Below are 20,885 nucleotides of genomic sequence, written 5' to 3'. Positions count from 1 at the left end.
CAATGTTGACTTGATCTGGATCAGGTCGCCTCCGAAATCGCCCTGACGAATCGTCAGACCTGCAATTGGGTTTTTGCAAGTCCGCTGGCTTGGAGTTTGACTCTTGTTCAGGGTCGGTCTTGGGGAGGGCACTCCACTAAATGCACAGACTTTATGCGCCTTTGGCATGAAAAATGCAGACTCAACCCTGTGTTCTGGTCTAGGCTGCGCTTGGGTGGATGCTTCTGAGGGCCCCGATGTCTGGCGACCTGAAGGACTGGCTGAGCGCGCTTGGGTTGTCGGACTACGCCCGGGCGTTCACGGACAACAAGATCGATCTGGCGATCCTTCCCGAACTGACGGGAGAGGACCTGCGCGAGATCGGAGTTACCGCCGTGGGCGACCGCCGGCGGCTGCTGCGCGCCATCGCCGAACTGGACGAACCCGAAACCGTCACCCCCTACCAGCCTGCGGCCGAGCCGGAACCGGCCAAGCGACAGGTCACCGTTCTGTTCGCCGACCTGACCGGGTTCACGAAACTGTCCAGCGAGCGCGATGCCGAGGATGTCCATGCCCTGCTGAACGCATTCTTCGGCAAGGTCGATCGCGCGGTCGAAAAGTACGGCGGCCGGATCGACAAGCATATCGGCGACGCCGTAATGGCGGTGTTCGGGGCGCCGATCTCGCATACAAACGACACCGAACGGGCCGCGCGCGCCGCGCTGGAGATCCACGCCGCCCTGCCGACGCTGGACCCACCGCTTTCGTGCCATATCGGCATCGCCTCGGGGCAGGTCATCGCCAGCAATACCGGCAGCGCGGCCCATACCGAATACACGGTGACGGGCGACGGCGTGAACCTCGCCTCGCGCCTGACCGATATCTCGGCCCCTGGCGAAACACTGGTGTCGCACGACATCCAGCGGGCCCTGGGGCCGCTGTTCGTGGGCGAGGCGGTCGGCACGAAGGCCATCAAAGGCCTGAACAAGGATGTCGAGGTCTGGCGCCTGGATCGCCTGGCCCGGAACATCCGCGCGCGCCGGCACAAGTTCGTCGGACGCGCGCGCGAGCTGTCGCTGTTTTCGGCCACGTTCGACCGCTGCAAGCAACATGGCAAGGGCGAGGTCCATATCGTTCTGGGCGAACCCGGCATCGGCAAGACCCACTTTTCCGAACAGGTGGCGGACCTGGCCGAAAGCCTGTCCTATGCCCTGCACTCGGGCGTGGTGATGGATTTCGGCACCCGCGAAGGGCATTCCGCCATCCAGTCGATCGCCCGCAGCCTTATGGGGCTGGATCCTTCGGACGCCCGCAGTGCAGGAGCCGACGCCGTCCGGCAAACCATCGACCGGGGCTGGGTCAGCCCGGCCGGTTCGGCCCATCTGAGCGCCCTGCTGGACCTCGAACAAGAGCCCGGCCTGGCCGAGGTGTATGCGGCAATGGACAACGCGGCGCGCATGCGCGGCCGGCGTCAGGTCATCGAAGATCTGCTGAGGGCCCGCAGCCGCGAGACCCCCCTGCTGATCCAGGTCGAAGACATCCACTGGGCCTCGCCCGAGATCCTGACCCAATGCTGCCAGATCGCTGCGGCAACGCGGGATCTGCCCTGCGTCCTCCAGATGACCAGCCGGGTGGAAGGTGATCCGATTGACCGCAACTGGGAAATGGCCACCGACGGCGCGCTGATCTCGAAACTTGAATTGTCGCCGATGGGTGACGCGCAGGCCCGCAAGCTGGTCGAGGAATTCACGGCCATCGACCCCGAACTTCTGGAAACCTGCGTCCGGCGTGCGGGAGGCAACCCCCTGTTTCTGGAGCAACTGCTGCGCAACATCGATGCCCTGACCCGCGAAACCGTCCCGGGCAGCATCCAGGGTATCGTGCAATCACGGCTGGACGGGCTGGACCGGGGCAGCCGGACGGCGATCCAGTCGGCCTCGGTTCTGGGGCAACGGTTCGCGCCCGAGATTCTGAGCTTCGTTCTGGGCGAAAATCAACTGGACATCGCGGCCCTGACCCGCACCGCGCTGATCCGCGAAACCGGGTCCGACCTGATGTTCGCCCATGCCCTGATCCGCGACGGCTCCTATGCGACGCTGGTCAAATCCGAGCGCGCCAGGCTGCATGAACAGGCCGCCAGGTGGTACGAGGGCACCGACGCCACCTTGCGGGCAAGGCATCTGGACCGGGCCGGCGCCCCGACTGCGGCCCAGGCCTATCTGCACGCGGCGGAAAACCTGATCCAGTCGTTCCAGTTCGACGACGCCAATCCCCTGATCGAGCGCGCCCTGGAATTGCCCGCCCCGCCGGACGTTCGGCTGGACCTGTACTGCGCGCGCGCCGAAATCCACCGGCTGCAGGGGCGGTCCGACGACGCCCTGCGGGAATTCGGCGAAGCGGCGGTGCTGGCGGAAAGCGACGAACAGATCTGCCGGGTCCATGTCGGCCTGGCGCAGGCCGCCCGACAGGCCAGCCGGTATCAGGATGCGCTGAACAGCCTGGACATTGCCGAAGCCGCCGCCAGGCGCAGCGGCCTGGAGCGGGATCTGGCGCAGATCAACTACGTGCGGGGCAACATCTATTTCCCGCTCGGCCGGGTTCAGGACGCCATGGACAGCAACGAAATTGCCCTGACGCTGGCCCGCAAGCTGGGGTCGGCGCGGCTGGAGGTCGGCGCGCTCAGCGGCTTTGGCGACGCCAATTTCATGAACGCCACCATGCGGACGGCTACCAGTTTCTACTCACAGGCGGTCGAACGGGCACGGGAACACGGTCTGGTGCGCGATCTGGCCGCCAACCTGCACAATCTGAGCGTTGCCCGCAGCTACACCGGAGACGTCACCCAGGGCCGCGCCGACGCGCAGGAAGCCATCGAGATCAGCCGGAAATATTTCGCCTTCGTCCCCGAATGCGTGGCCCAGACCTGTCTGGGTGTGGCCTGTACATTTCAGGGCGACCTCGACGGCGCGCGCGACGCATTCGCCCGGTCCGCCGCGATCGCCCAGCGCGTCGGGGCCAAACGGCTCGAGGCGCAGGCGCTGGAACATCTTGCCCGGACCCAGGCCTATGCCGGAGAAGTCAGCGCGGCGCGCGAAACGGGGCAACAGGCCGTTGACATCGCGTTGGAACACGGACGCAACTTTGTCGGCCCCAAGGCCCTTTCGGCGCTGGCGCTGGCACTGGATGACCCCGATCAGCAAGACGATCTGCTGGCGCAGGGCGCCGCCATCCTCGCCGAGGGTTGCGTGGGCCACAGCCACCTGCATTTCTATACCGACGCCGGCGCGGTGATGCTGGCGCGAAATGGCTGGGACCGTGCGATCGCCTTTGCCGACGATCTTGCGGCCTTCACCGCCGCGGAGCCCTTGCCGATGGTGGACCTGTCGATCCGCCAGACCCGGATCCTGGCCGAGGCCGGGCGCGCCGGGGTGGACCCCCGCAGTCATGCGGAATTCGACGCGCTGCAATCCGGGTTCGCGCAGATGGGCATATCGCGGTCGTTGACCGGCAGCCTGGATTTCCCGGCGCCGGAACCCGCGGAGTGACCGATGCCTCGGAACGCAAGCACCCGGATGTCGATCGAAAAGAAGATTTGGCTGTTGTCGGGCATCCTGTCCGCTGTCTTGATGCTGGTTCTGTTCAAGCTGTGGGTCGCGTTGAACCGGTTTGACGACGATCCGACGCAATTGCCGGATGTGGCCGCCGTCGATGCCTTTCTGGCCGGGCTGGACAACGCGCCGGACCTGCGGGTCAAGACCGGCATCTTCATCAAAAGCTTCAGCTTCGTCGGTGCCAGCGACGTGCGGGTCTCGGGCTATGTGTGGCAGCACTATCTGGATGGCGCACATGATGCGATCCGGCCGGGCCGGGGCGAGGCGGGCTTTCTGCTGCCCGAAGCCGTCGATGTCGCAAACGGCGTGATCCAGGAAGCCTACCGGATGAAACGCGACGGCAGCACGCTGATCGGGTGGTATTTCGAACAGACCCTGCGCCAGTCCTTCGACTACACCAGCTATCCGTTCGATCACAAAACCGTCTGGGTCCGGTTCTAGCCGGGCAGGTTCGACGTCAACGTGGCCTTGGTGCCGGATTTCACCGCCTACCCCGCCACCGGACCGCAGGACATCTTTGGCATCGACAACCGCATCGTCATGGGGACGTGGGAGCGCGAGAACACCTATTTCGACTACAAACTGTCCGATCTGGATACGACGCTGGGCATCGGCGAGAACGAGTTTCAGACCAATCTGCCGGAACTGCACTACAATTTCGTCATCAAACGCAATTTCGCCAACGCCTTCGTGGTGCACATGATCCCGCTGATCGTGGTGACGATGCTGCTGTTCGGCGCGGTGATGACCGTGACGCGCAAGCCCAGCCTGGTCGAGCGGCACGATTTCAGCACCTCGGGCGTGATCGGAACCTGCTCGGTTCTGTTCTTCGTGATCCTGCTGGCCCATGTGCAGCTGCGCGAAGGCTTTGCCGGGTCGCCGGTGATCTACATGGAATCGTTCTTTTTCCTGATGTATTTCATGCTGCTTGCGGTCTCGGTGAACACCTATCTGTTCGCCTCGGAATCCGCGCCGTCGCTGTGGGTCATCCACTACAGGGACAATCTGATCCCCAAGGCCGCCTTCTGGCCCTTCGTCCTGCTGTGCATGATCGCGATCACCGGTTGGAACCTCGGCCTGAAGACGCGGCCGGCCACCGGCGCGCCCCCGGCGGTGGCGCACCAGAGCGGCTAGGTCGCCGCCTCGTACCCCGGCTTCAGCGTGCCCGTCGCCATGTCGATCGTGTACTCGTCCACCAGCTCGGACGTGCCGCGCTCCAGGTCGGCCAGGTATTTTTCAGGATTGGCTATGACATAGACATAGGCGGGCTTTTTCACCCCATCCATCAGAACGTTGATCCGCTTGCGGACATAGACGTTGTCGGCCGCGCCCGGCCCGTGAAAGCCCTCGAGCTTGTCCAACTCCCTCAACCCGGCCGAGGTCACCCGATAGACCTCGCCCTTGATCGGACGCCCGGTGCCCTTGCGGTCGACCAGCGTGGCCATGCGGTGCAGATAGGCGCAATTCGGGTTGTCGCAGAACGGCTCTTTGGGAACGATCAGGGGCATCGGCTGCCGGGTGATCGCAGGCCCGACCAGATCAATTAGCACATCCGCGTGGGCGTCGTGGTTCGGAAAACCTTTCTTGAGCGATCCGTAGGTGAAGTACAGATAGGTCTTCTCGCGGTCCTCGATCAGGTCGTCTTCGTCTTCCACCTCTTCCGGCTCTGACAGGCCATGGGTGTTGGCCCAGTTTTCCAGCATCGCGCGGATCTCGTCCGACACCCTGATGCCGCTGGACCGCACCGGATCCTGCAGGAAGTGGATCAGAGGGCTTGCATCGATGCTCTCCGCCGCCAGCAGTGTTTCGACCATCTCGGCCGAGTTGTTCATCGCCGCCACATGCAGGCTGGTAAAGCCGTGATCGTTGGTTGCGTTCACGTTGATGCCGCGGGCGATCAGGGCCTTGGCGGCCTCGATGTCCGGCTTGCCCAGGTCCTGGCCGTTCTCGGTCAGCTCGCCCTCGCCGCCGGCTGCATAGTGCAGCAGCGTGTCGCCGTTGTTGTCGTCCACGATGTCGATGCCGGCAATCCCGTCGTCGATGGCCTTGAGCACGGGTTCCCACCGCTTGAAATCGTCCGAGGCCGCGGCCTCCTGCGCCCATTTGCAGATGTTGTGTTCGTGGTTTTCCAACTCTTCGAAGGCTTCTTCCAGCACCTCCATGATCTGGTCGGGCGTGGCCATCATGCCGATGCCCATCATCCCGTTCGACAGGCGCCCCTTGCGGGGACCGACAAGATCAATCCCCAGATCGCGCAGCTTTTCGACATTGTTCCGGGTGGTGACGTTGTTCCACATGTTGGTGTTGCACGCCGGGCAGAGGATCGCCGGCTTGTTGCGGTACTGCCAGGCCACAAAGACCGAGGTCAGCAGGTTGTCGGCAATGCCGTTGGCGATCTTGCCCATCGTGTTGCAGGTGACCGGCGCGACGATCACGCAATCGGCCCAATCGCACAGCGCCAGATGCGAGGCGCACAACGGCATGGCAAACTCGGTATAGCGGAAATTCCACTCGTCATCGTCACGGTAGTAATCGTTGTGGGTGATGTAGTCCTCGACCTTCCGGGTCTTGGACTTTTTGCCGTTCCGCCTTGCTTTCCGGGCCTCGGCGTCCTTGTCGGTTCCGATGTCGCGAAAGAACTTCTCGGCGGCGACCGAGGGGATCAGCTTGACGTTGTGGCCCGCCTTGGTGATCCGGGCCACCAGTTCCGGCACCTTGTCGGCCGCGGACGAGCCGCAGGCGCACAACAGAACGTTCCGCCGCCCGTTCGGCGGCGCGGTCAACCCGCCCTTGGGATAGCCGAAGATGTTCTTGTCGAGGCTCGGCGATTCGTGGCGCAGCAAGACCGGCAGACCGGCTTTCTTCATGTCTTCTTGCAGGCTGCCGTCCAGGATCGTGTCGACGATGTCGCTGCGCTTGCCCAGGCATTTCCCATTGAAGAACAGATACGGCACCTTTTCCTTGCCGCTTTCGGCCACCAGTTGCCGGCGCATCTTCATGGCGTTGGCCCCGTGCCCGGCGACATCGACAAGCTTGACGGAGGTCGCGCCGATATTGGCCAGGATGTTCTTCAGCATATGCGACCACGGGTCCTCGTCCTCGTAGAACAGAACCAGCGGGTTTTCCCGGACGATCCGCGCCACGTCGCTGGGGTCTTCGGGGGGCTGGGTCTCCTCGATCACCAGCATGGCCGTGCTTTTCAGGTCGCGCAGCCCGCGAAAGATATGCCCGCGCGGGGCCTGCCAGACCTGCGAAGTCGCCGGGCTCATGTCGACGACGGTGACAAGGTCGGCCTTTTCGTCATAGGCGATGCACAGGCACCAGAACTCTTCCAGCAGCGCCGTCTCGCGGAACACGTTTTCGGGCGGCCGGATCACTTCGAACCCCAACACGCGGTTGAAGTCGATGTTGATCATCAGGTGGCGCCCCTCATGTTCGTTCAGACTGCGCAGCTGATCCCGGAACCAGTCCTGCGGCGATCTTTTGTCCTTGTCGGGTCGTTCGGCGTAGCTGCGGAAGGTGCTGCCGATATGCGCCTCGGACGTGCCGGCCAGATACCGCTGGGCCATCTCGCTCATCTTCTTGGCGGTCGAAACCCGGCTCAGCGCCTCGGTGTACGAGGTCTGGGTCGCGATCAGCAGCTTGTCTTCGGTGACCTGGACATCGCCCAGGATCTGCAGGCTTTCGGCCAGAACGCCCAGACTGTTCATGTTCGGGCTGGCCCGCCGGAACAGGTTGCGGCGTTTCTTGGGGTCGCGGGCCAGATACCGGGTGCTGTCCACATAGTTGCAGTCCTGCCGGAAGGTCTGCAGCGTGGTCTTGACCGCTTCGCGCGCCGAGAACCGCAGCAGCCCGCGCGCCCGCATCGAAGTGCCGTCTCGGTCGGACATGGCCGCGTACAGGCGGTCGATCGTGGTGACCCACAGCTTGCCGTATTTTTCGGGATGCACATCCATCATGTGCACCAACCCGGTGCTGGGGTTGCACTTGGCGATCACGGCGAAATGGCCGCCGGGCATGGTGGGCTTGCCATGCGCCATGCCCACCTGGAAATTCGCCACCAGAATGTCGTTGTCCCCGCCCAGCCGGTTGGATTCGTCAATCGCCTCAAGCAGCAGCGGCACCGAGGTCGTGGCCTCGTCCATGAAATAGGCCTGGACCTGCACCAGATCGCGCAGACCCTGCGAATGGATGTACGTGCAGGCCACGTCGAACAGTTCACCCAGCGAGATGCCGTCATTGACGACAAAGCTGGTGGGCAGTTCGCAGACCCGGAAGATGTCGTTCACCTCGCAGCTGAAGCCCAGCGCCGACATGCTCAGCGCGGCCGCGGTCACGCTGCAGCAGTTGATCGGCTGCTGGAAATTCTGCATGTGCACGCTGACCAGATCGCCGAACAGGGTCGCAAAACACTCTGCGCGGATCTCGGACGGAATTTCATGCCACTTGCCGCGCGCGAGATAGGCGATCCGCGCCCCCGGCAGCGCGACGGCCTGCAGGCTGACGGGAAGATCCGGGATTTCAAGATGTTCCTCATAGAAATAGTCGCCGTCATCGGCCGTCGCCAGGTTGATCCCGTCCTGCCGCAGCTTCACGATCCCTTCCAGCACGACATACATTCCGTCCGGCGGAAGGGTCGCATCTTCGGTCACCTCGAACAATTCAAAGCGGCTCTGCAACTGGTCGGGGTTTTTCCTGGCCAACGCGCTGGGCAGAACGGCAAAGATCTTGCTCCAGTCCTCGACAGTGGCGTTGATCGGCTTGGAATTTGAACTCGTTTCCGTGGTCACGGCCGTTCCCTTCCCCCAAAACAAATGGCGCAAACTCTTGTGTCGGGTTTTCACGTTTCAAGACTTGGAAACGGCGGATCTGCCCAGTCGGCAGGTCCAGCCCGCAGAGCGGGAAATGAAAGTGCCATCCCGACATTATGCACAGGCTAAATGGCATGTATCAGGCCAGACTAGTGCATAATGGGCAGACAATCACCGATATTTTTCCAAATATGTCTACTTTGGGTCCGCATGCGAGGAGCGAACTGGATGCGCCGACGATGTTGCTGGGCGCTTGATTGAGGCCATTCCACCCGGCGAACGGAACTGAAATGCCTGAATTCGGATACATGGCCCGCCCGAAGGCGCGCGGAGTCGAAAGGCGCGGCCGCCATTGATGTTTTGCTCTGCATCGTCCTTCAAAAGGCCCGAAAGCCGGGTGGCCGGGATCAGGTCAACCCGGTCAGATCGGCACCTGGGCTCTGACGCGTCAGGTCGAACCGTCGCGTGCCGGTTTCGGACCGGACAAGCACAACCAGGCGGCGGGCCTTGGGGAACCGGTCGAAATAGTCGGCGCGCAGGTCGGTGACCGCGCTGATGTCGCGGCAACGGATCAGATACTCGGCCTCGAACTCGGGCCCCTTACGGCCCGCGCCGCCGGGCGTTTCGACAAGCGCCACATTGGCGGAAACCGTCACGCAATCCGCCTCGGACGCCACGACGAAAAGCTTCAGCGGCCGAGAGAGTTCCGAGACCGCCACCGCCACCTGGGCACGCTGGGCATTGTCGCGCGCGGGCAGGTCGAAGCCCACGATATCCAGACCGGGCGCCGACAGAGACAGTGCAAGGCCCATGGCCTGGATGCCGATCTCAAGCGTTGCGGAACCCGTCTCGCTTTCGGTCTCCTGCGCCAAAGAGGCGGTGGACAGAACCAACAAGGAAACGACCAGATACTTGAACACGACAGGCACCACCTACCCCGAAATCACTGTGTCATTCTACCCGGCCCGGACCGTCAGACAACAAAGAACAGCCGGCCGCAGCCTCGCCGGATATGGGGAGGCCAGTCAGACGGGCCATGCAAAGCACGGGCCTCGCCACGCCCCAAAATTGACAAAAATACTCGGATTGACATATCCGACAATTTAAGTCAGTAATTCAGCGCCGCGCACCGAGTTCGCGCACCGAAATTTCATTGAAACAGGACTCCGAAAATATGCCCCGCTTTCTTTCCGCCGCCAGCACCTTGACCTTGCTGATCTCCTCGGCCGCATCGGCCGGCGACGCACCTGCGACTCCTGCCGTGCTGGACACCTATGCCGATATCGCCCAAGCCACCTACGAAGACAGCCTGACCGCAGCCAACCGTCTGCGGGCGGCCGTGGATGCGCTGATCGAACGCCCTTCGGCCCAGACCCTGCAGGCCGCCCGCGCGGCGTGGATCGCGGCTCGGGTGCCCTATCAACAATCCGAGGTCTTTCGGTTCGGCAACCCGATCGTCGATGACTGGGAAGGCAAGGTGAACGCCTGGCCGCTGGACGAAGGCCTGATCGACTACGTCGATGCGGCCTATGGCGGGGCCACCGACGAAAACGCGTTTGCGGCCCTGAACGTGATCGCCAACCCGACCTTCCAGCTGTCGGGTGAAACCATCGATGCCACCGAGATCACGCCGACTCTGCTAGCCGAAACCCTGCACGAGGCGGACGGAATCGAGGCCAACGTGGCCACCGGATATCACGCCATCGAATTTCTGCTGTGGGGACAGGACATGAACGGCCATGGTCCCGGCGCCGGAAACCGCCCCTGGACGGACTATGCGCAGGGCGATGCCTGCACCAACGGGAACTGCGACCGGCGCGCGCAGTACCTTCAGGCCGCAACCGATCTGCTGGTCAGTGACCTGGAATGGATGGCCGCCCAATGGCAGGATGGCGGCGCCGCACGCGCAGCCCTGTTCGAAAATGAAGGCGCCGGTCTGACTGCGATGCTGACCGGAATGGGGTCGCTGTCCTACGGCGAACAGGCCGGCGAGCGGATGCGCCTGGGCCTGATGCTGAACGATCCGGAAGAGGAGCACGACTGTTTCTCGGACAACACCCACAACAGCCACTACTATGACGGGCTGGGCATCCAGAACGTGTATCTGGGCAGCTATGTCCGCATCGACGGCACGCTGGTGTCCGGCCCCTCGCTGTCGGATCTGGTTCTGGCCTCGGCCCCTGAACTGGACGACGAGATGAAGACCAAGCTGGCCCACACTATGCAGGCCCTGGGTCGGATCAAGACCACGGCCGAAGCCGGGCTGGCCTATGACCAGATGCTGGAACGCGGCCATGCGGGCGGCGAGGCGCTGATCATGGGGGGCGTCAACGCCCTGATCGACCAGACCAAGACCATCGAGCGGATCGTGACAGCACTGGACCTGGACCAGATCGCGTTCGAAGGGTCTGACAGCCTCGACAACCCCGATGCCGTTTTCCAATGAAAAACGACCAACCAGAGCGCGGCAAACCGCCCGCGCTCTGGTGCCCTGCGACAAGGTGGCTATGGACGCCCTCTCATTATCCGACTATTTAACTAAGAAATCCTACCGTCAGGCTCGCCCATGATCGTTTGCCACTGCACCAACATCACCGACCACGACATCCGCGCCGCGATCGACTGGATGCGCGCGGCAGACCCGCAGGCGATCGTCACGCCCGGAAAAATCTACCACGCCTTGGGAAAATCGGCTGATTGCGGCGGTTGCATGCCACTATTTCTGGACACGATGCGAGCAACCGATACCCTTGGGGTACCCATGCAACTCCGCGCACTTCGTGCGGGGTCAACACAGGAGAGTGCAAATGAAGGGCGACCCCAAAGTCATCGAATACCTCAACAAGTCCCTGCGGCATGAATTGACCGCAGTCAGCCAGTACTGGCTGCATTACCGCCTGCAAGAGGACTGGGGCCTGGGCCACATGGCCAAGAAAAGCCGCGAGGAAAGCATCGAAGAGATGCAGCACGCAGACAAGCTGATCGAACGGATCATCTTCCTGGGCGGCCACCCCAACCTGCAGAAGCTCGACCCGCTGCGCATCGGCCAGACGCCCAAGGAAACGCTGGAATGCGACCTTGCGGCCGAGATCGACGCCCGGGCCCTGTACAAGGAAGCGCGCGAATACTGCCAACAGGCCGGCGACTTCGTGTCGATGGCGCTGTTCGAACAACTCATGGCGGACGAGGAAGGGCATATCGATTTCCTCGAAACCCAGCTTGACCTGTATGAAAGGCTTGGCGAAGCAAACTATGCGCAACTCAATGCATCGAAAATGGACGAGGCCGAATAAGGCGGGCCTCTTCATGGCGGCCGTTTTTGCGGCCACCCCTTCCCTGTCTCAGGATCTGCGGGACAGTCATTTGAACCCCCTCCCCCGAACCGACGCCGAACGGGCACGGATCGCCACAGTCACCGCAGCGCCGTCGGATTTCACGCAGCCCCAGCGCTATGAGGACCTGCCGGCAGGCGCCGCGACGGTGCGGGCGCGAACAGATGCGGATGCGTTCTCGCAACCCTCGGCCAACCTAAGCTTTGAGCAGGAGCTGGATTTCAAAGTCGGCAACGGGCTGTTCAAGAAGGTCTGGGTGTCGGCCCCGTCCTCGACTCTGGCCTCGGATGGGCTGGGGCCGCTGTTCAACGCCCGGTCGTGCCAGCGCTGCCACATCAAGGACGGGCGTGGCCACACCCCGGCCGGACCCGAAGACAACGCCATTTCGATGTTCCTGCGCGTTTCGATCCCCGGTTCGCCCGACGACGCCCCCGCCGAGATCGAGGGGTATCTCGCCACCCTGCCCGAACCCACATATGGCGGTCAGATGCAGGATTTTGCCCTGCCCGGCCACAAGGCCGAATACCGGCTGGACATCACCTACCAGGAAATCCCGGTCGAGCTGTCCGATGGCGAAACCGTGTCGCTGCGCAAGCCCACCTACAGGGCGGCCGATCTGGGCTATGGGCCGTTGCACCCCGACGCGATGCTCAGCCCGCGCGTGGCGCCGCAGATGATCGGGCTGGGCCTGCTCGAGGCGATCCCGGCCGAGGACATCTTGGCCAAGGCCGACCCCGACGATGCCGATGGAGACGGCATTTCGGGGCGGCCCAACATCGTGTGGTCGACGGAATTCGGCGAACCCATGCTGGGCCGGTTCGGGCTGAAGGCGGGCATGCCGACGATCATGGAGCAGTCGGCCGCGGCCTTCGCCGGCGATATCGGCATTTCCAGCCCGCTCTACCCCGCGCCATTTGGCGACTGCACCCCGGCGCAGGCCGATTGCCAGACCGCCCCGCATGGTGACGGCGACGAACGCGGCTTCGAGATCGACCAGCAGGGCATGGACCTGGTGGCCTTCTACAGCCGCAACCTGGGCGTTCCCGCCCGGCGCGATGTGGATGACCCGAAGGTTCTGCGCGGGAAAGAGGTGTTCCACACCATTGGCTGCGCGTCCTGTCACACGCCCGCTTTCGTCACCCACCGCCTGCCCGACCGCCCCGAGCACAGTTTCCAGCTGATCTGGCCCTACACGGACCTGCTGCTGCACGACATGGGCAAGGGACTGGCCGACAACCGCCCCGAGGCCCGCGCCACGGGCCGCGAATGGCGCACCGCGCCGCTGTGGGGGATTGGCCTGACCCGGCGGGTTTCGGGACACACCCAGTTCCTGCATGACGGCCGGGCGCGCTCGCTTCTCGAAGCGGTCCTGTGGCACGGCGGCGAGGCGCAGGCCGCGCGCGATGCAGTCGTTTCCATGCCCAAACCCGACCGCGATGCGTTGATCCGGTTCCTGGAGAGTCTCTGACCGATGCGCCTGATTGCCGTGATCCTTTCCGCATTGATGCCGCTCTGCGCGGCGGCACAAAGCCGCGATGCGATCCTGACCGACGTGACCCAAGCCCATATCCTGCCGCGTTTCGATCACCTTGTCGAAGCGACGGCTGCGCTGGATGCTACCGCACGAGCCGACTGCGCGCCGGGGTCCGCCGATCTGCGCGCGGCCTACCACGCCGCCTTCGACGCCTGGATATCCGCCAGCCATCTGCGGTTCGGCCCGACCGAGGTCGGAGACCGCGCCTTTGCCTTGACCTTCTGGCCCGACAGCAAAGGGTTCACGCCCAAGGCGCTGTCGGCGATGATCGCGGCCGAAGACCCGGCCATTGCCGACCCCGATGCCTTTGCCGAAACCTCGATCGCCGGTCGCGGTTTCCTCGCGCTCGAGAGGATGCTGTACGACCTGGCCTTTGCCGATCAGGGCGATGCGGCCTATCGCTGCGGGTTGATCCGCGCCATCGCCACCGACATCCACCGCACCGCCCGGGCCATCGACCGGGACTGGCACGGCTATGCCAGCATCCTTGCCCAACCCGGGCCGGACAGCCCCTATCGGTCCTCCGACGAAGCCCTGCAGGAGCTCTACAAGGCCCTTGTCACCGGGCTCGAGTTTACGGCCGATACGCGTCTGGGCCGCCCGATGGGCAGTTTCGACCGCCCCCGCCCCAACCGGGCCGAGGCCCGCCGGTCGCTGCGGTCGCTGCGGCATGTGGAACTGTCGCTGGTGGCGCTGCGCGATCTGGCGGCGCGGCTGGCGGCCGACCACCCGCAGATTGCCGCCGCGCTGGACGATGCCTTTGCCCGCAGCATCGCCCGGGCGCAGGCGCTGGACGATCCCGCGCTGGCCGGCGTGGCCGAGCCCCAGGGGCGGCTGCGGGTCGAGGCGCTGCAACAGTCGATCAATGACATCCGCAGCCTGGCCGCCGCACAGCTTGGCCCGACCCTCGGCATCAGTGCCGGGTTCAATTCGCTGGACGGAGACTGATACATGACCAGCCGCCGAGGATTTCTGGCCGGTTTGGCAGCGGCCACTCTTGCCCCCCTGCCGGGCTGGTCTGCGGTCGGATCACCCGATTTCCTGTCGGCTGCGCTGTTCGACGATGGGACGTACCGCGTGGTCGGGCTGACCAGTACGGGAGAGGTTCGGTTCTCGATCCCAATGCCCGGCCGGGGGCATGCCGCCGCCGCCCATCCCCATCTGGCCCGGGCCGTTGCATTCGCGCGCCGTCCGGGGCGGTTTGCGCTGGTAATCGATTGCGCGACCGGGGACCAGCTGGCCCGGCTCGACGCGCCGGACGGGCGTCATTTCTACGGTCACGGCGCGTTTTCGCCCGACGGCCGCCGGTTGTTCACCACCGAAAACGACTATGAGGCCGGCACCGGGGTCATCGGCGTCTGGGACGCGACCACGGGCTATGCCCGGATGGGCGAGTTCTCTTCGGCGGGGGTCGGCCCCCATGACGTGGTGTTGATGCCCGACGGCAAATCGCTGGCCATCGCCAACGGCGGCATCGAAACCCATCCGGACACAGGGCGCACCAAGCTGAACCTGCCGACCATGCGCCCGAACCTGACCTATGTCAGCCTCGACGGATCGGTTCTGGATCAGGTCGAACTGCCCGCGGCGCTGCACAAGAACTCGATCCGGCATCTGGGCGTTCGTGCGGATGGCCTGCTGGCCTTTGCGATGCAGTGGCAGGGCGACCTGTCCCACAAGCCGGCCCTGCTGGGGCTGCATCGGCGGGGGGGCCGGTACCACCTGCTGTCCGCGCCGGATGACATTCAGGCGACGCTGGCCGGCTATGCGGGCAGTGTCGCCTTTTCCGCCGAGGGACGGCAGGTCGCCATCACTTGCCCACGCGGCAACGCCCTGCACGTCTTTGATGCCGAGTCCACCCGTTTTGACCGCGCCCATTCGCTGACCGACGTGTGCGGGTTGGGCCCCGGGCCATCCGGCTTTGTCTTTACCACCGGGTATGGCGATGTGGGGCATCTGGTCGGGTCAAACCCGGAGGTATCGCCCCATTCGCGGATCCGATGGGACAACCATCTGGTTCCCATTCGCCCATTGGTCTGAATTGAGCTAACCTGCGATGCAGAATGCGCTTGGAAGAATCGAACGGCTGCCGTATTGGCGGGCGAAATTTCCACGCCAGCAACGCAAGGACCGACTTGGTTGAAACAGACGCCTGACGCGCCGCATTCCGTCTACGGAGTTGAAAAATGGGGCAAGGGTCTCATCGAGGTGACGGGCGAAGGCGAAATCGGCCTGCGCAACCCGATGGCCCCCGATGCCGCCCCCATCAGCCTGCCCGGCATTCTGCACGACCTTGATCAGCGCGGGATCAAGGCGCCGATGATCCTGCGCATCAGCTCGTATCTGGAACGCGAGATCGCGCATATCAACGAAAGCTTCGGCGACGCGATTGCGCGCACCGGCTACAAGGGATCCTATCGCGGCGTGTTCCCGATCAAGGTGAACCAGCAGGCGCAGGTCGTCGACCGGATCGTCGAGTTCGGCAAGCAATACAATTACGGGCTCGAGGCCGGATCGAAGCCCGAACTGGTGATCGCCCTGGCGCACCGTCTGGCCCCCGAGGCGCTGATCGTGTGCAACGGCGTCAAAGACGCGGAGTTCATCGAACTGGCGATCCTCAGCCGCAAGATCGGATTCAACACGGTCATCGTTCTGGAAAGCCCGAAAGAGGCCGACACGGTCATCGAGGTCTACGAACGGCTGGGCATCGAACCGCTGCTTGGCGTGCGGGTGAAACTGACCAACCAGATCAGCGGCAAATGGCAGGAAAGCTCGGGGGATCGCTCGACCTTTGGCATGAACACCGATCAGCTGGTCGCGGTCGTCGACAAGCTGCGCGATGCGGGCCTGCTGCATTGCCTGAAGCTGCAGCATTCGCATCTGGGCAGCCAGGTGCCCGACGTGAACGACGTGCGCCGCGCCGTGGGCGAGGCCTGCCGTTATTACACCGAACTGACCCGCGAGGGCGTGCCGCTGACGCACCTGGATCTGGGCGGCGGCATGGGTGTGGACTATACGGGCGAGAAGAAGGCGACCGAGAACTCGATCAACTACACGGTCGAGGAATACTGCGCCAATGTGGTGGAAACCGTGGCCTATGCCATGGACGAGGCCGAAGTGGACCACCCCACGCTGGTGACCGAGAGCGGCCGCGCGGTGGTGGCGACCTCGTCGATGCTGGTGTTCAACGTGCTTGAAAGCACGCTTTATGACGCGCCCAACGGCCCCGAGGTGGAACCCGGCGACCACCACATGGTGTCCGATCTGGCGGCGGTGAACGGGTACCTCAGCCATGACCGCCTGCAGGAATGCTGGAACGATGCCACTTTCTACCGCAACGAGCTGCGCGCCCTGTTCCGCCGTGGCTACGTGGACCTGCGCCAGATGGCCCGGGCCGAGCGCATCTACCTGTCGCTGATGGCGCGGATCAAGGCGCTGGCGGCCTCGGACGAGGTCGAAACCGACGTGGACGACCAGTTGGAAAAGCTGGCCGACATCTATCACTGCAACTTCTCGCTGTTCCAGTCGCTGCCCGATGTCTGGGCGATCGACCAACTGCACCCGATCGTGCCGCTGCAGATGCTGAACCAGGCCCCCGACCGCCGCGCGGTGCTGTCCGACATCACCTGCGACAGCGACGGCAAGATCGACCGCTTCATTCTGGCCGACGGCGTCTCGCCCAGCCTGCCCGTGCATTCCCTGCCGGAAGACCGCGACTATTACATGGGCGTGTTCTTCGTCGGCGCCTATCAAGAAACCCTCGGCGATCTGCACAACCTGTTCGGCGACACCAACGTGGTCACAATCGACCTGCGCCCCGATGGCGGGTTCGACCTGCTGCATGAACAAGAGGGTGACACGATCAGCGAAGTCCTGTCTTATGTCGAGTTCGACCCGAGCAACTGCATCGCTGCCTTCCGCAAGATGGTGGACGAGGCGATCTCGACCGGCACGCTCAAGGCGAATGAACGCAAAACCCTGATGAGCGCCTATCGCGACAGCATCAACGGCTATACCTACTACGAATAACCCCGGCGAAAGGAGAATTTCCCATGGGCAAGACACTGGTAGTTGGCGCGGGTGGCGTCAGCCACGCCGCCGTGCACAAGATGGCGATGAATTCCAACATCTTCACCGAGATCACGCTGGCCAGCCGCACCAAGGCGAAATGTGACGCCATCGCCAAATCGGTCAAGGAACGCACCGGCGTCGACATCAAGACTGCCGAGCTCGACGCCTACAAGGTTGCCGACACGGTCAAGCTGATCAAGGAAACCGGGGCCGAGATCCTGGTGAACCTGGCCCTGCCCTATCAGGACCTGGTGCTGATGGATGCCTGCCTCAAGGCCGGCTGCCACTACCTCGACACCGCCAATTACGAGCCCGAGGATGAGGCCAAGTTCGAATACCACTGGCAATGGGCCTATCAGGACAAGTTCAAACAGGCCGGCCTGACCGCCATTCTGGGCTCGGGCTTCGATCCGGGCGTTACATCCGTCTTCGCCAAGTGGCTCAAGAAACACAAGCTGGACACGATCCGCCAGATCGACGTGCTGGACGCCAATGGCGGCCAGAACGATCAGGAATTCGCCACCAACTTCAACCCCGAGATCAACCTGCGCGAAGTGCTGGCCGACGCCCGCCACTGGGAAGGCGGCGAGTGGAAAGTGACGCCGGCCATGACCCACAAGGTCGAGTTCGACTTCCCCGGCATCGGCCCGAAGAACATGTACCTGATGTATCATGAGGAGCTCGAGTCGCTCAGCACCCACTTCCCCGAGATCGAGCGCGCCCGGTTCTGGATGACCTTCGGCGATGCCTACATCACCCATGCCAAGGTGCTGCAGAATGTCGGCATGACCCGCATCGACCCGGTGGTGCACAACGGGGTCGAGATCATCCCGATCCAGTTCCTGAAAACCCTGCTGCCCGATCCCGGCGATCTGGGCGCCGAAACCAAGGGCAAGGCCTGCATCGGCGACATCGCCACCGGCCAGGCCAAGGACGGCTCGGGCGAAAAGACCTATTACATCTACAACATCTGCGACCACGAGGAATGCTACCGCGAGGTCGGCAGCCAGGCCGTCAGCTACACCACCGGCGTCCCCGCCATGATCGGCGCGGCACAGGTGCTGAAAGGCAACTGGCGCGAACCGGGCGTGTGGAACATGGAACAGTTGGACCCGGATGATTTCATGGACATGCTCAACAAGCACGGCCTGCCTTGGCAGGTCCACGAACTCGACGGCCCGGTCGAGTTTTGAACCCTCGCGGCGGTCCGCGCGACCGCCCTGCTTCATCTGGCTAAAAATATCCCGGGGGTCCGGGGGCAGCGCCCCCGGCTCCTCCAGATCAGGAGACGCTGGTTTTGTCCGAAATGATGCCCACACAGGCCGGCGACGCCGGAGCCTTCCGCAGCTTCGACCTCAATCGCGTTCCTTCGCCTTGCTTCGTGGTTGATGAGAAGGCCGTGGAGAAGAACCTTCGCATCCTTGCCGACATAGGCGAGCGCTCCGGCGCACATATCCTGTCCGCGCTCAAGGCCTTTTCCATGTTCGCCCTGGCCCCGCTGGTCCGCCAGTATCTCGGCGGCACCTGCGCCAGCGGCATCTACGAGGCCCGGCTGGGCCGCGAGGAATATGGCGGCGAGGTCGCCACCTTCTGCGCGGGTTACAAAGACGCCGATATCGACGAAATCCTCGCGCTGTCCGATCACATCATCTTCAACAGCCCCGCCCAGAAAGACCGCTTCCTCGCCAAGACACAGGCCGCGGGGCGTCAGGTCGGACTGCGCATCAACCCCGAGCATTCCGAAGGCGAGGTCGCGAAATACGACCCCTGCGCCCCCTGCTCGCGCCTCGGCACCCCGGTCAGCCAACTGGACGCCAAGGCGCTGGAGGGCGTGGATGGCCTGCACATGCACACGCTCTGCGAACAGGGGTTCGAGCCGCTGGCGCGCACCTGGGCGGCGGTCGAACCGAAACTCGCCCCCTTCCTCAACGGCCTGAAGTGGCTGAATTTCGGCGGCGGCCACCACATCACCCGCAGCGACTATGACCGCGACGGGCTGGTGGAGTTCATCAAACGCATCCGCGCCAAATACGGCGTCGAGGTCTATCTGGAACCCGGCGAGGCGGTGGCGCTGGATGCGGGCATTCTGGTGGGCGAAATCCTCGACCTGCCGCACAACGGCATGGACCTCGCCATCACCGACATCTCGGCCACCTGCCACATGCCCGACGTGATCGAGGCCCCCTATCGCCCCGCCCTGATGGACGAGGCCGAGACCGGCCACACCTATCGCCTGGGCGGCCCTTCGTGCCTGGCGGGCGACGTGATCGGCGACTACACCTGGGCCGAGCCGCTGCGGATCGGGCAACGTTTTGCCTTCCTCGATCAGGCCCATTACTCGATGGTCAAGACCAACACGTTCAACGGCGTGCCCCTGCCCACCATCGCCCTGTGGAACAGCGAAACCGATGACCTGAAGATCATCCGGCAATTCGGCTACGACGACTTCAAAGCGAGGCTATCATGAGCATTTTTCTCGACAGCGAACTGACCGAGGCCGAACGCAGCGAAGACGCCCGGTTCCGCGTCATCCCGGTGCCGCTGGAACGCACGGTCTCCTACGGCTCGGGCACGGCAGACGGCCCCGCCGCGATCATCGCGGCCAGCAATGAGCTCGAACGCATCACGGGCCACGCCGAACCCTGCGTCGAAGGCATCTTCACCGAGCCCCCGCTGGATTGCGACGGCCCGCTGCCGGACGTCATGGAGCGTCTGGCCCAGCGCACCGAATCCGCCATCCGCGCCGGCAAGGTGCCGGTGACGCTGGGCGGCGAACACTCGCTCAGCTTTGGGGCGGTCATGGGCGTGGCGCGCGCCCTGAGCCAGCCCCTCGGCATCGTGCAGATCGACGCCCATGCCGACCTGCGCAACGCCTACCAGGGCGAAAAACACAGCCATGCCTCGGTCATGCACCTGCTGGCCGAGGAAGGCATCCGCCTGGCCCAGTTCGGCGTCCGCGCCTTCTGCGAGGAAGAGGCCCAGAGCCGCCTGCGCCACCATGTCTTTCACGTCGATGCCGAGGAACTGGTGACCGGCAACATCCACGCAGTCGACCTGCCCGAGGATTTTCCCGAACTGGTCTATGTCAGTTTCGACGTCGACGGGCTGGACCCGTCGTTGATGCCCGCGACCGGCACCCCGGTTCCGGGCGGGCTGGGATACTACCAGGCGCTGCATCTGGTCGAACACGCCCTGAAGGGCCGCCGCTGCGTGGGCTTCGACGTGGTGGAACTGGCCCCCGATGGCAACGCAGCGTGGGATTTCACCGCCGCGCAGATCGTCTACCGCCTGATGGCCTCCTGCTAGCCGTCCGAGGTCTCGTTGAGTTCCATGTGCCCCTCGCCCCTGTTGAGGATGCGGCGCAGCAAGGGCTCGAAGAACTCGAGCGGTTTGGTCGGATAGTCCGGGTCGAAGGCTTTCTGGTCGTATTCGTGACAGAAATAGCGGCAGTTAGAGGTGGTTCGGTTCGTTTGAACAGTTTCGAGCCGTTTTGTAGGTGGATTTCCCGCTCGGTTATGCCGCGACCGGGATTGGTCGCGACGGGTTG

15 protein-coding genes and 1 pseudogene are annotated in these 20,885 nt (G+C 63.8%); 13 read left to right on the top strand and 3 right to left on the bottom strand.

Annotated elements, in window-relative coordinates; translation table 11 throughout:
• Positions 1-236: 236 nt before the first annotated feature.
• From F3H26_RS12655 to F3H26_RS19660, 3 genes are read left to right on the top strand one after another with little or no spacing between them, the layout of a single operon-like run.
• Positions 237-3,524: an adenylate/guanylate cyclase domain-containing protein gene (locus tag F3H26_RS12655; protein ID WP_188127761.1), complete on the top strand. Its 3,288-nt coding sequence runs from the start codon at positions 237-239 to the stop codon at positions 3,522-3,524.
• 3 nt (positions 3,525-3,527) lie between these two features.
• The gene (locus tag F3H26_RS19665) at positions 3,528-4,031 is read left to right on the top strand and encodes a hypothetical protein (RefSeq protein WP_223162498.1); all 504 of its coding nucleotides are present in this window, start codon (positions 3,528-3,530) and stop codon (positions 4,029-4,031) included.
• Between the two features lie 30 nt (positions 4,032-4,061).
• Positions 4,062-4,724 carry a hypothetical protein gene (locus F3H26_RS19660; protein ID WP_223162497.1) on the top strand — a complete coding sequence of 221 codons (663 nt, stop codon included), beginning with the start codon at positions 4,062-4,064 and terminating at the stop codon, positions 4,722-4,724.
• Here F3H26_RS19660 and F3H26_RS12645 read toward each other — a convergent pair.
• Together F3H26_RS12645 and F3H26_RS12640 are read right to left on the bottom strand one after the other, a co-directional pair.
• A complete protein-coding gene (locus F3H26_RS12645) occupies positions 4,721-8,380 on the bottom strand; it encodes a flavoprotein (protein ID WP_149776404.1) in 3,660 nt (1,219 codons plus the stop codon). The genes F3H26_RS19660 and F3H26_RS12645 overlap by 4 nt on opposite strands.
• Positions 8,381-8,808: 428 nt before the next feature.
• Positions 8,809-9,321 (bottom strand): ZrgA family zinc uptake protein, encoded by a 513-nt coding sequence (locus F3H26_RS12640; RefSeq protein ID WP_149776403.1) that lies wholly within the window; start codon positions 9,319-9,321, stop codon positions 8,809-8,811.
• A gap of 254 nt (positions 9,322-9,575) precedes the next feature.
• On the opposite strand from F3H26_RS12640, the gene F3H26_RS12635 reads away from it, so the two are divergent.
• The 10 genes from F3H26_RS12635 to speB all read left to right on the top strand — a co-directional run bounded on the left by F3H26_RS12635 (position 9,576) and on the right by speB (position 20,644).
• The gene (locus F3H26_RS12635) at positions 9,576-10,847 is read left to right on the top strand and encodes an imelysin family protein (protein WP_149776402.1); all 1,272 of its coding nucleotides are present in this window, start codon (positions 9,576-9,578) and stop codon (positions 10,845-10,847) included.
• A gap of 120 nt (positions 10,848-10,967) precedes the next feature.
• A complete protein-coding gene (locus tag F3H26_RS12630) occupies positions 10,968-11,261 on the top strand; it encodes a (2Fe-2S)-binding protein (RefSeq protein ID WP_149776401.1) in 294 nt (97 codons plus the stop codon).
• On the top strand, positions 11,209-11,694 hold the full coding sequence (bfr, locus tag F3H26_RS12625) for a bacterioferritin (protein WP_149776400.1): 486 nt from the start codon (positions 11,209-11,211) through the stop codon (positions 11,692-11,694). Before F3H26_RS12630 ends, bfr begins: the two co-directional genes overlap by 53 nt.
• A gap of 13 nt (positions 11,695-11,707) precedes the next feature.
• Positions 11,708-13,201 carry a di-heme oxidoreductase family protein gene (locus F3H26_RS12620; RefSeq protein ID WP_149776399.1) on the top strand — a complete coding sequence of 498 codons (1,494 nt, stop codon included), beginning with the start codon at positions 11,708-11,710 and terminating at the stop codon, positions 13,199-13,201.
• A 3-nt stretch (positions 13,202-13,204) separates the two neighbouring features.
• Positions 13,205-14,215, top strand: a complete 1,011-nt coding sequence (locus F3H26_RS12615) for an imelysin family protein (RefSeq protein WP_149776398.1) — start codon at positions 13,205-13,207, stop codon at positions 14,213-14,215.
• A 3-nt stretch (positions 14,216-14,218) separates the two neighbouring features.
• The gene (locus F3H26_RS12610) at positions 14,219-15,307 is read left to right on the top strand and encodes a DUF1513 domain-containing protein (protein ID WP_149776397.1); all 1,089 of its coding nucleotides are present in this window, start codon (positions 14,219-14,221) and stop codon (positions 15,305-15,307) included.
• 99 nt (positions 15,308-15,406) lie between these two features.
• Positions 15,407-17,296: a biosynthetic arginine decarboxylase gene (gene speA / locus F3H26_RS12605; protein WP_149776396.1), complete on the top strand. Its 1,890-nt coding sequence runs from the start codon at positions 15,407-15,409 to the stop codon at positions 17,294-17,296.
• Positions 17,297-17,319: 23 nt separating this feature from the next.
• Entirely contained in the window at positions 17,320-18,531 is a 1,212-nt protein-coding gene (locus tag F3H26_RS12600; protein ID WP_149776395.1) for a saccharopine dehydrogenase family protein, read from the top strand.
• Positions 18,532-18,635: 104 nt separating this feature from the next.
• Positions 18,636-19,805 (top strand): carboxynorspermidine decarboxylase, encoded by a 1,170-nt coding sequence (gene nspC / locus F3H26_RS12595; protein WP_149776394.1) that lies wholly within the window; start codon positions 18,636-18,638, stop codon positions 19,803-19,805.
• A complete protein-coding gene (gene speB, locus F3H26_RS12590) occupies positions 19,802-20,644 on the top strand; it encodes an agmatinase (RefSeq protein WP_149776393.1) in 843 nt (280 codons plus the stop codon). Before nspC ends, speB begins: the two co-directional genes overlap by 4 nt.
• On the opposite strand, the pseudogene F3H26_RS19655 reads toward speB, so the two are convergent.
• A pseudogene (locus F3H26_RS19655) lies at positions 20,641-20,885 on the bottom strand (hypothetical protein); the annotation flags it as partial. The gene speB and the pseudogene F3H26_RS19655 sit on opposite strands and share 4 nt — an antisense overlap.

It is taken from the genome of Ruegeria intermedia, assembly GCF_900129345.1.
Taxonomy (GTDB): Bacteria; Pseudomonadota; Alphaproteobacteria; order Rhodobacterales; family Rhodobacteraceae; genus Ruegeria; species Ruegeria intermedia.
This window is presented reverse-complemented; position numbering and strand designations above follow the sequence as displayed.

Bases quoted from the DNA above. Each gene is read 5' to 3' on its own strand.
- F3H26_RS12655 (WP_188127761.1), top strand. From the start codon at position 237: ATGTCTGGCGACCTGAAGGACTGGCTGAGCGCGCTTGGGTTGTCGGAC.
- F3H26_RS19665 (WP_223162498.1), top strand. From the start codon at position 3,528: ATGCCTCGGAACGCAAGCACCCGGATGTCGATCGAAAAGAAGATTTGG.
- F3H26_RS12635 (WP_149776402.1), top strand. From the start codon at position 9,576: ATGCCCCGCTTTCTTTCCGCCGCCAGCACCTTGACCTTGCTGATCTCC.
- F3H26_RS12630 (WP_149776401.1), top strand. From the start codon at position 10,968: ATGATCGTTTGCCACTGCACCAACATCACCGACCACGACATCCGCGCC.
- bfr (WP_149776400.1), top strand. From the start codon at position 11,209: ATGAAGGGCGACCCCAAAGTCATCGAATACCTCAACAAGTCCCTGCGG.
- F3H26_RS12620 (WP_149776399.1), top strand. From the start codon at position 11,708: ATGGCGGCCGTTTTTGCGGCCACCCCTTCCCTGTCTCAGGATCTGCGG.
- F3H26_RS12615 (WP_149776398.1), top strand. From the start codon at position 13,205: ATGCGCCTGATTGCCGTGATCCTTTCCGCATTGATGCCGCTCTGCGCG.
- F3H26_RS12610 (WP_149776397.1), top strand. From the start codon at position 14,219: ATGACCAGCCGCCGAGGATTTCTGGCCGGTTTGGCAGCGGCCACTCTT.
- F3H26_RS12600 (WP_149776395.1), top strand. From the start codon at position 17,320: ATGGGCAAGACACTGGTAGTTGGCGCGGGTGGCGTCAGCCACGCCGCC.
- speB (WP_149776393.1), top strand. From the start codon at position 19,802: ATGAGCATTTTTCTCGACAGCGAACTGACCGAGGCCGAACGCAGCGAA.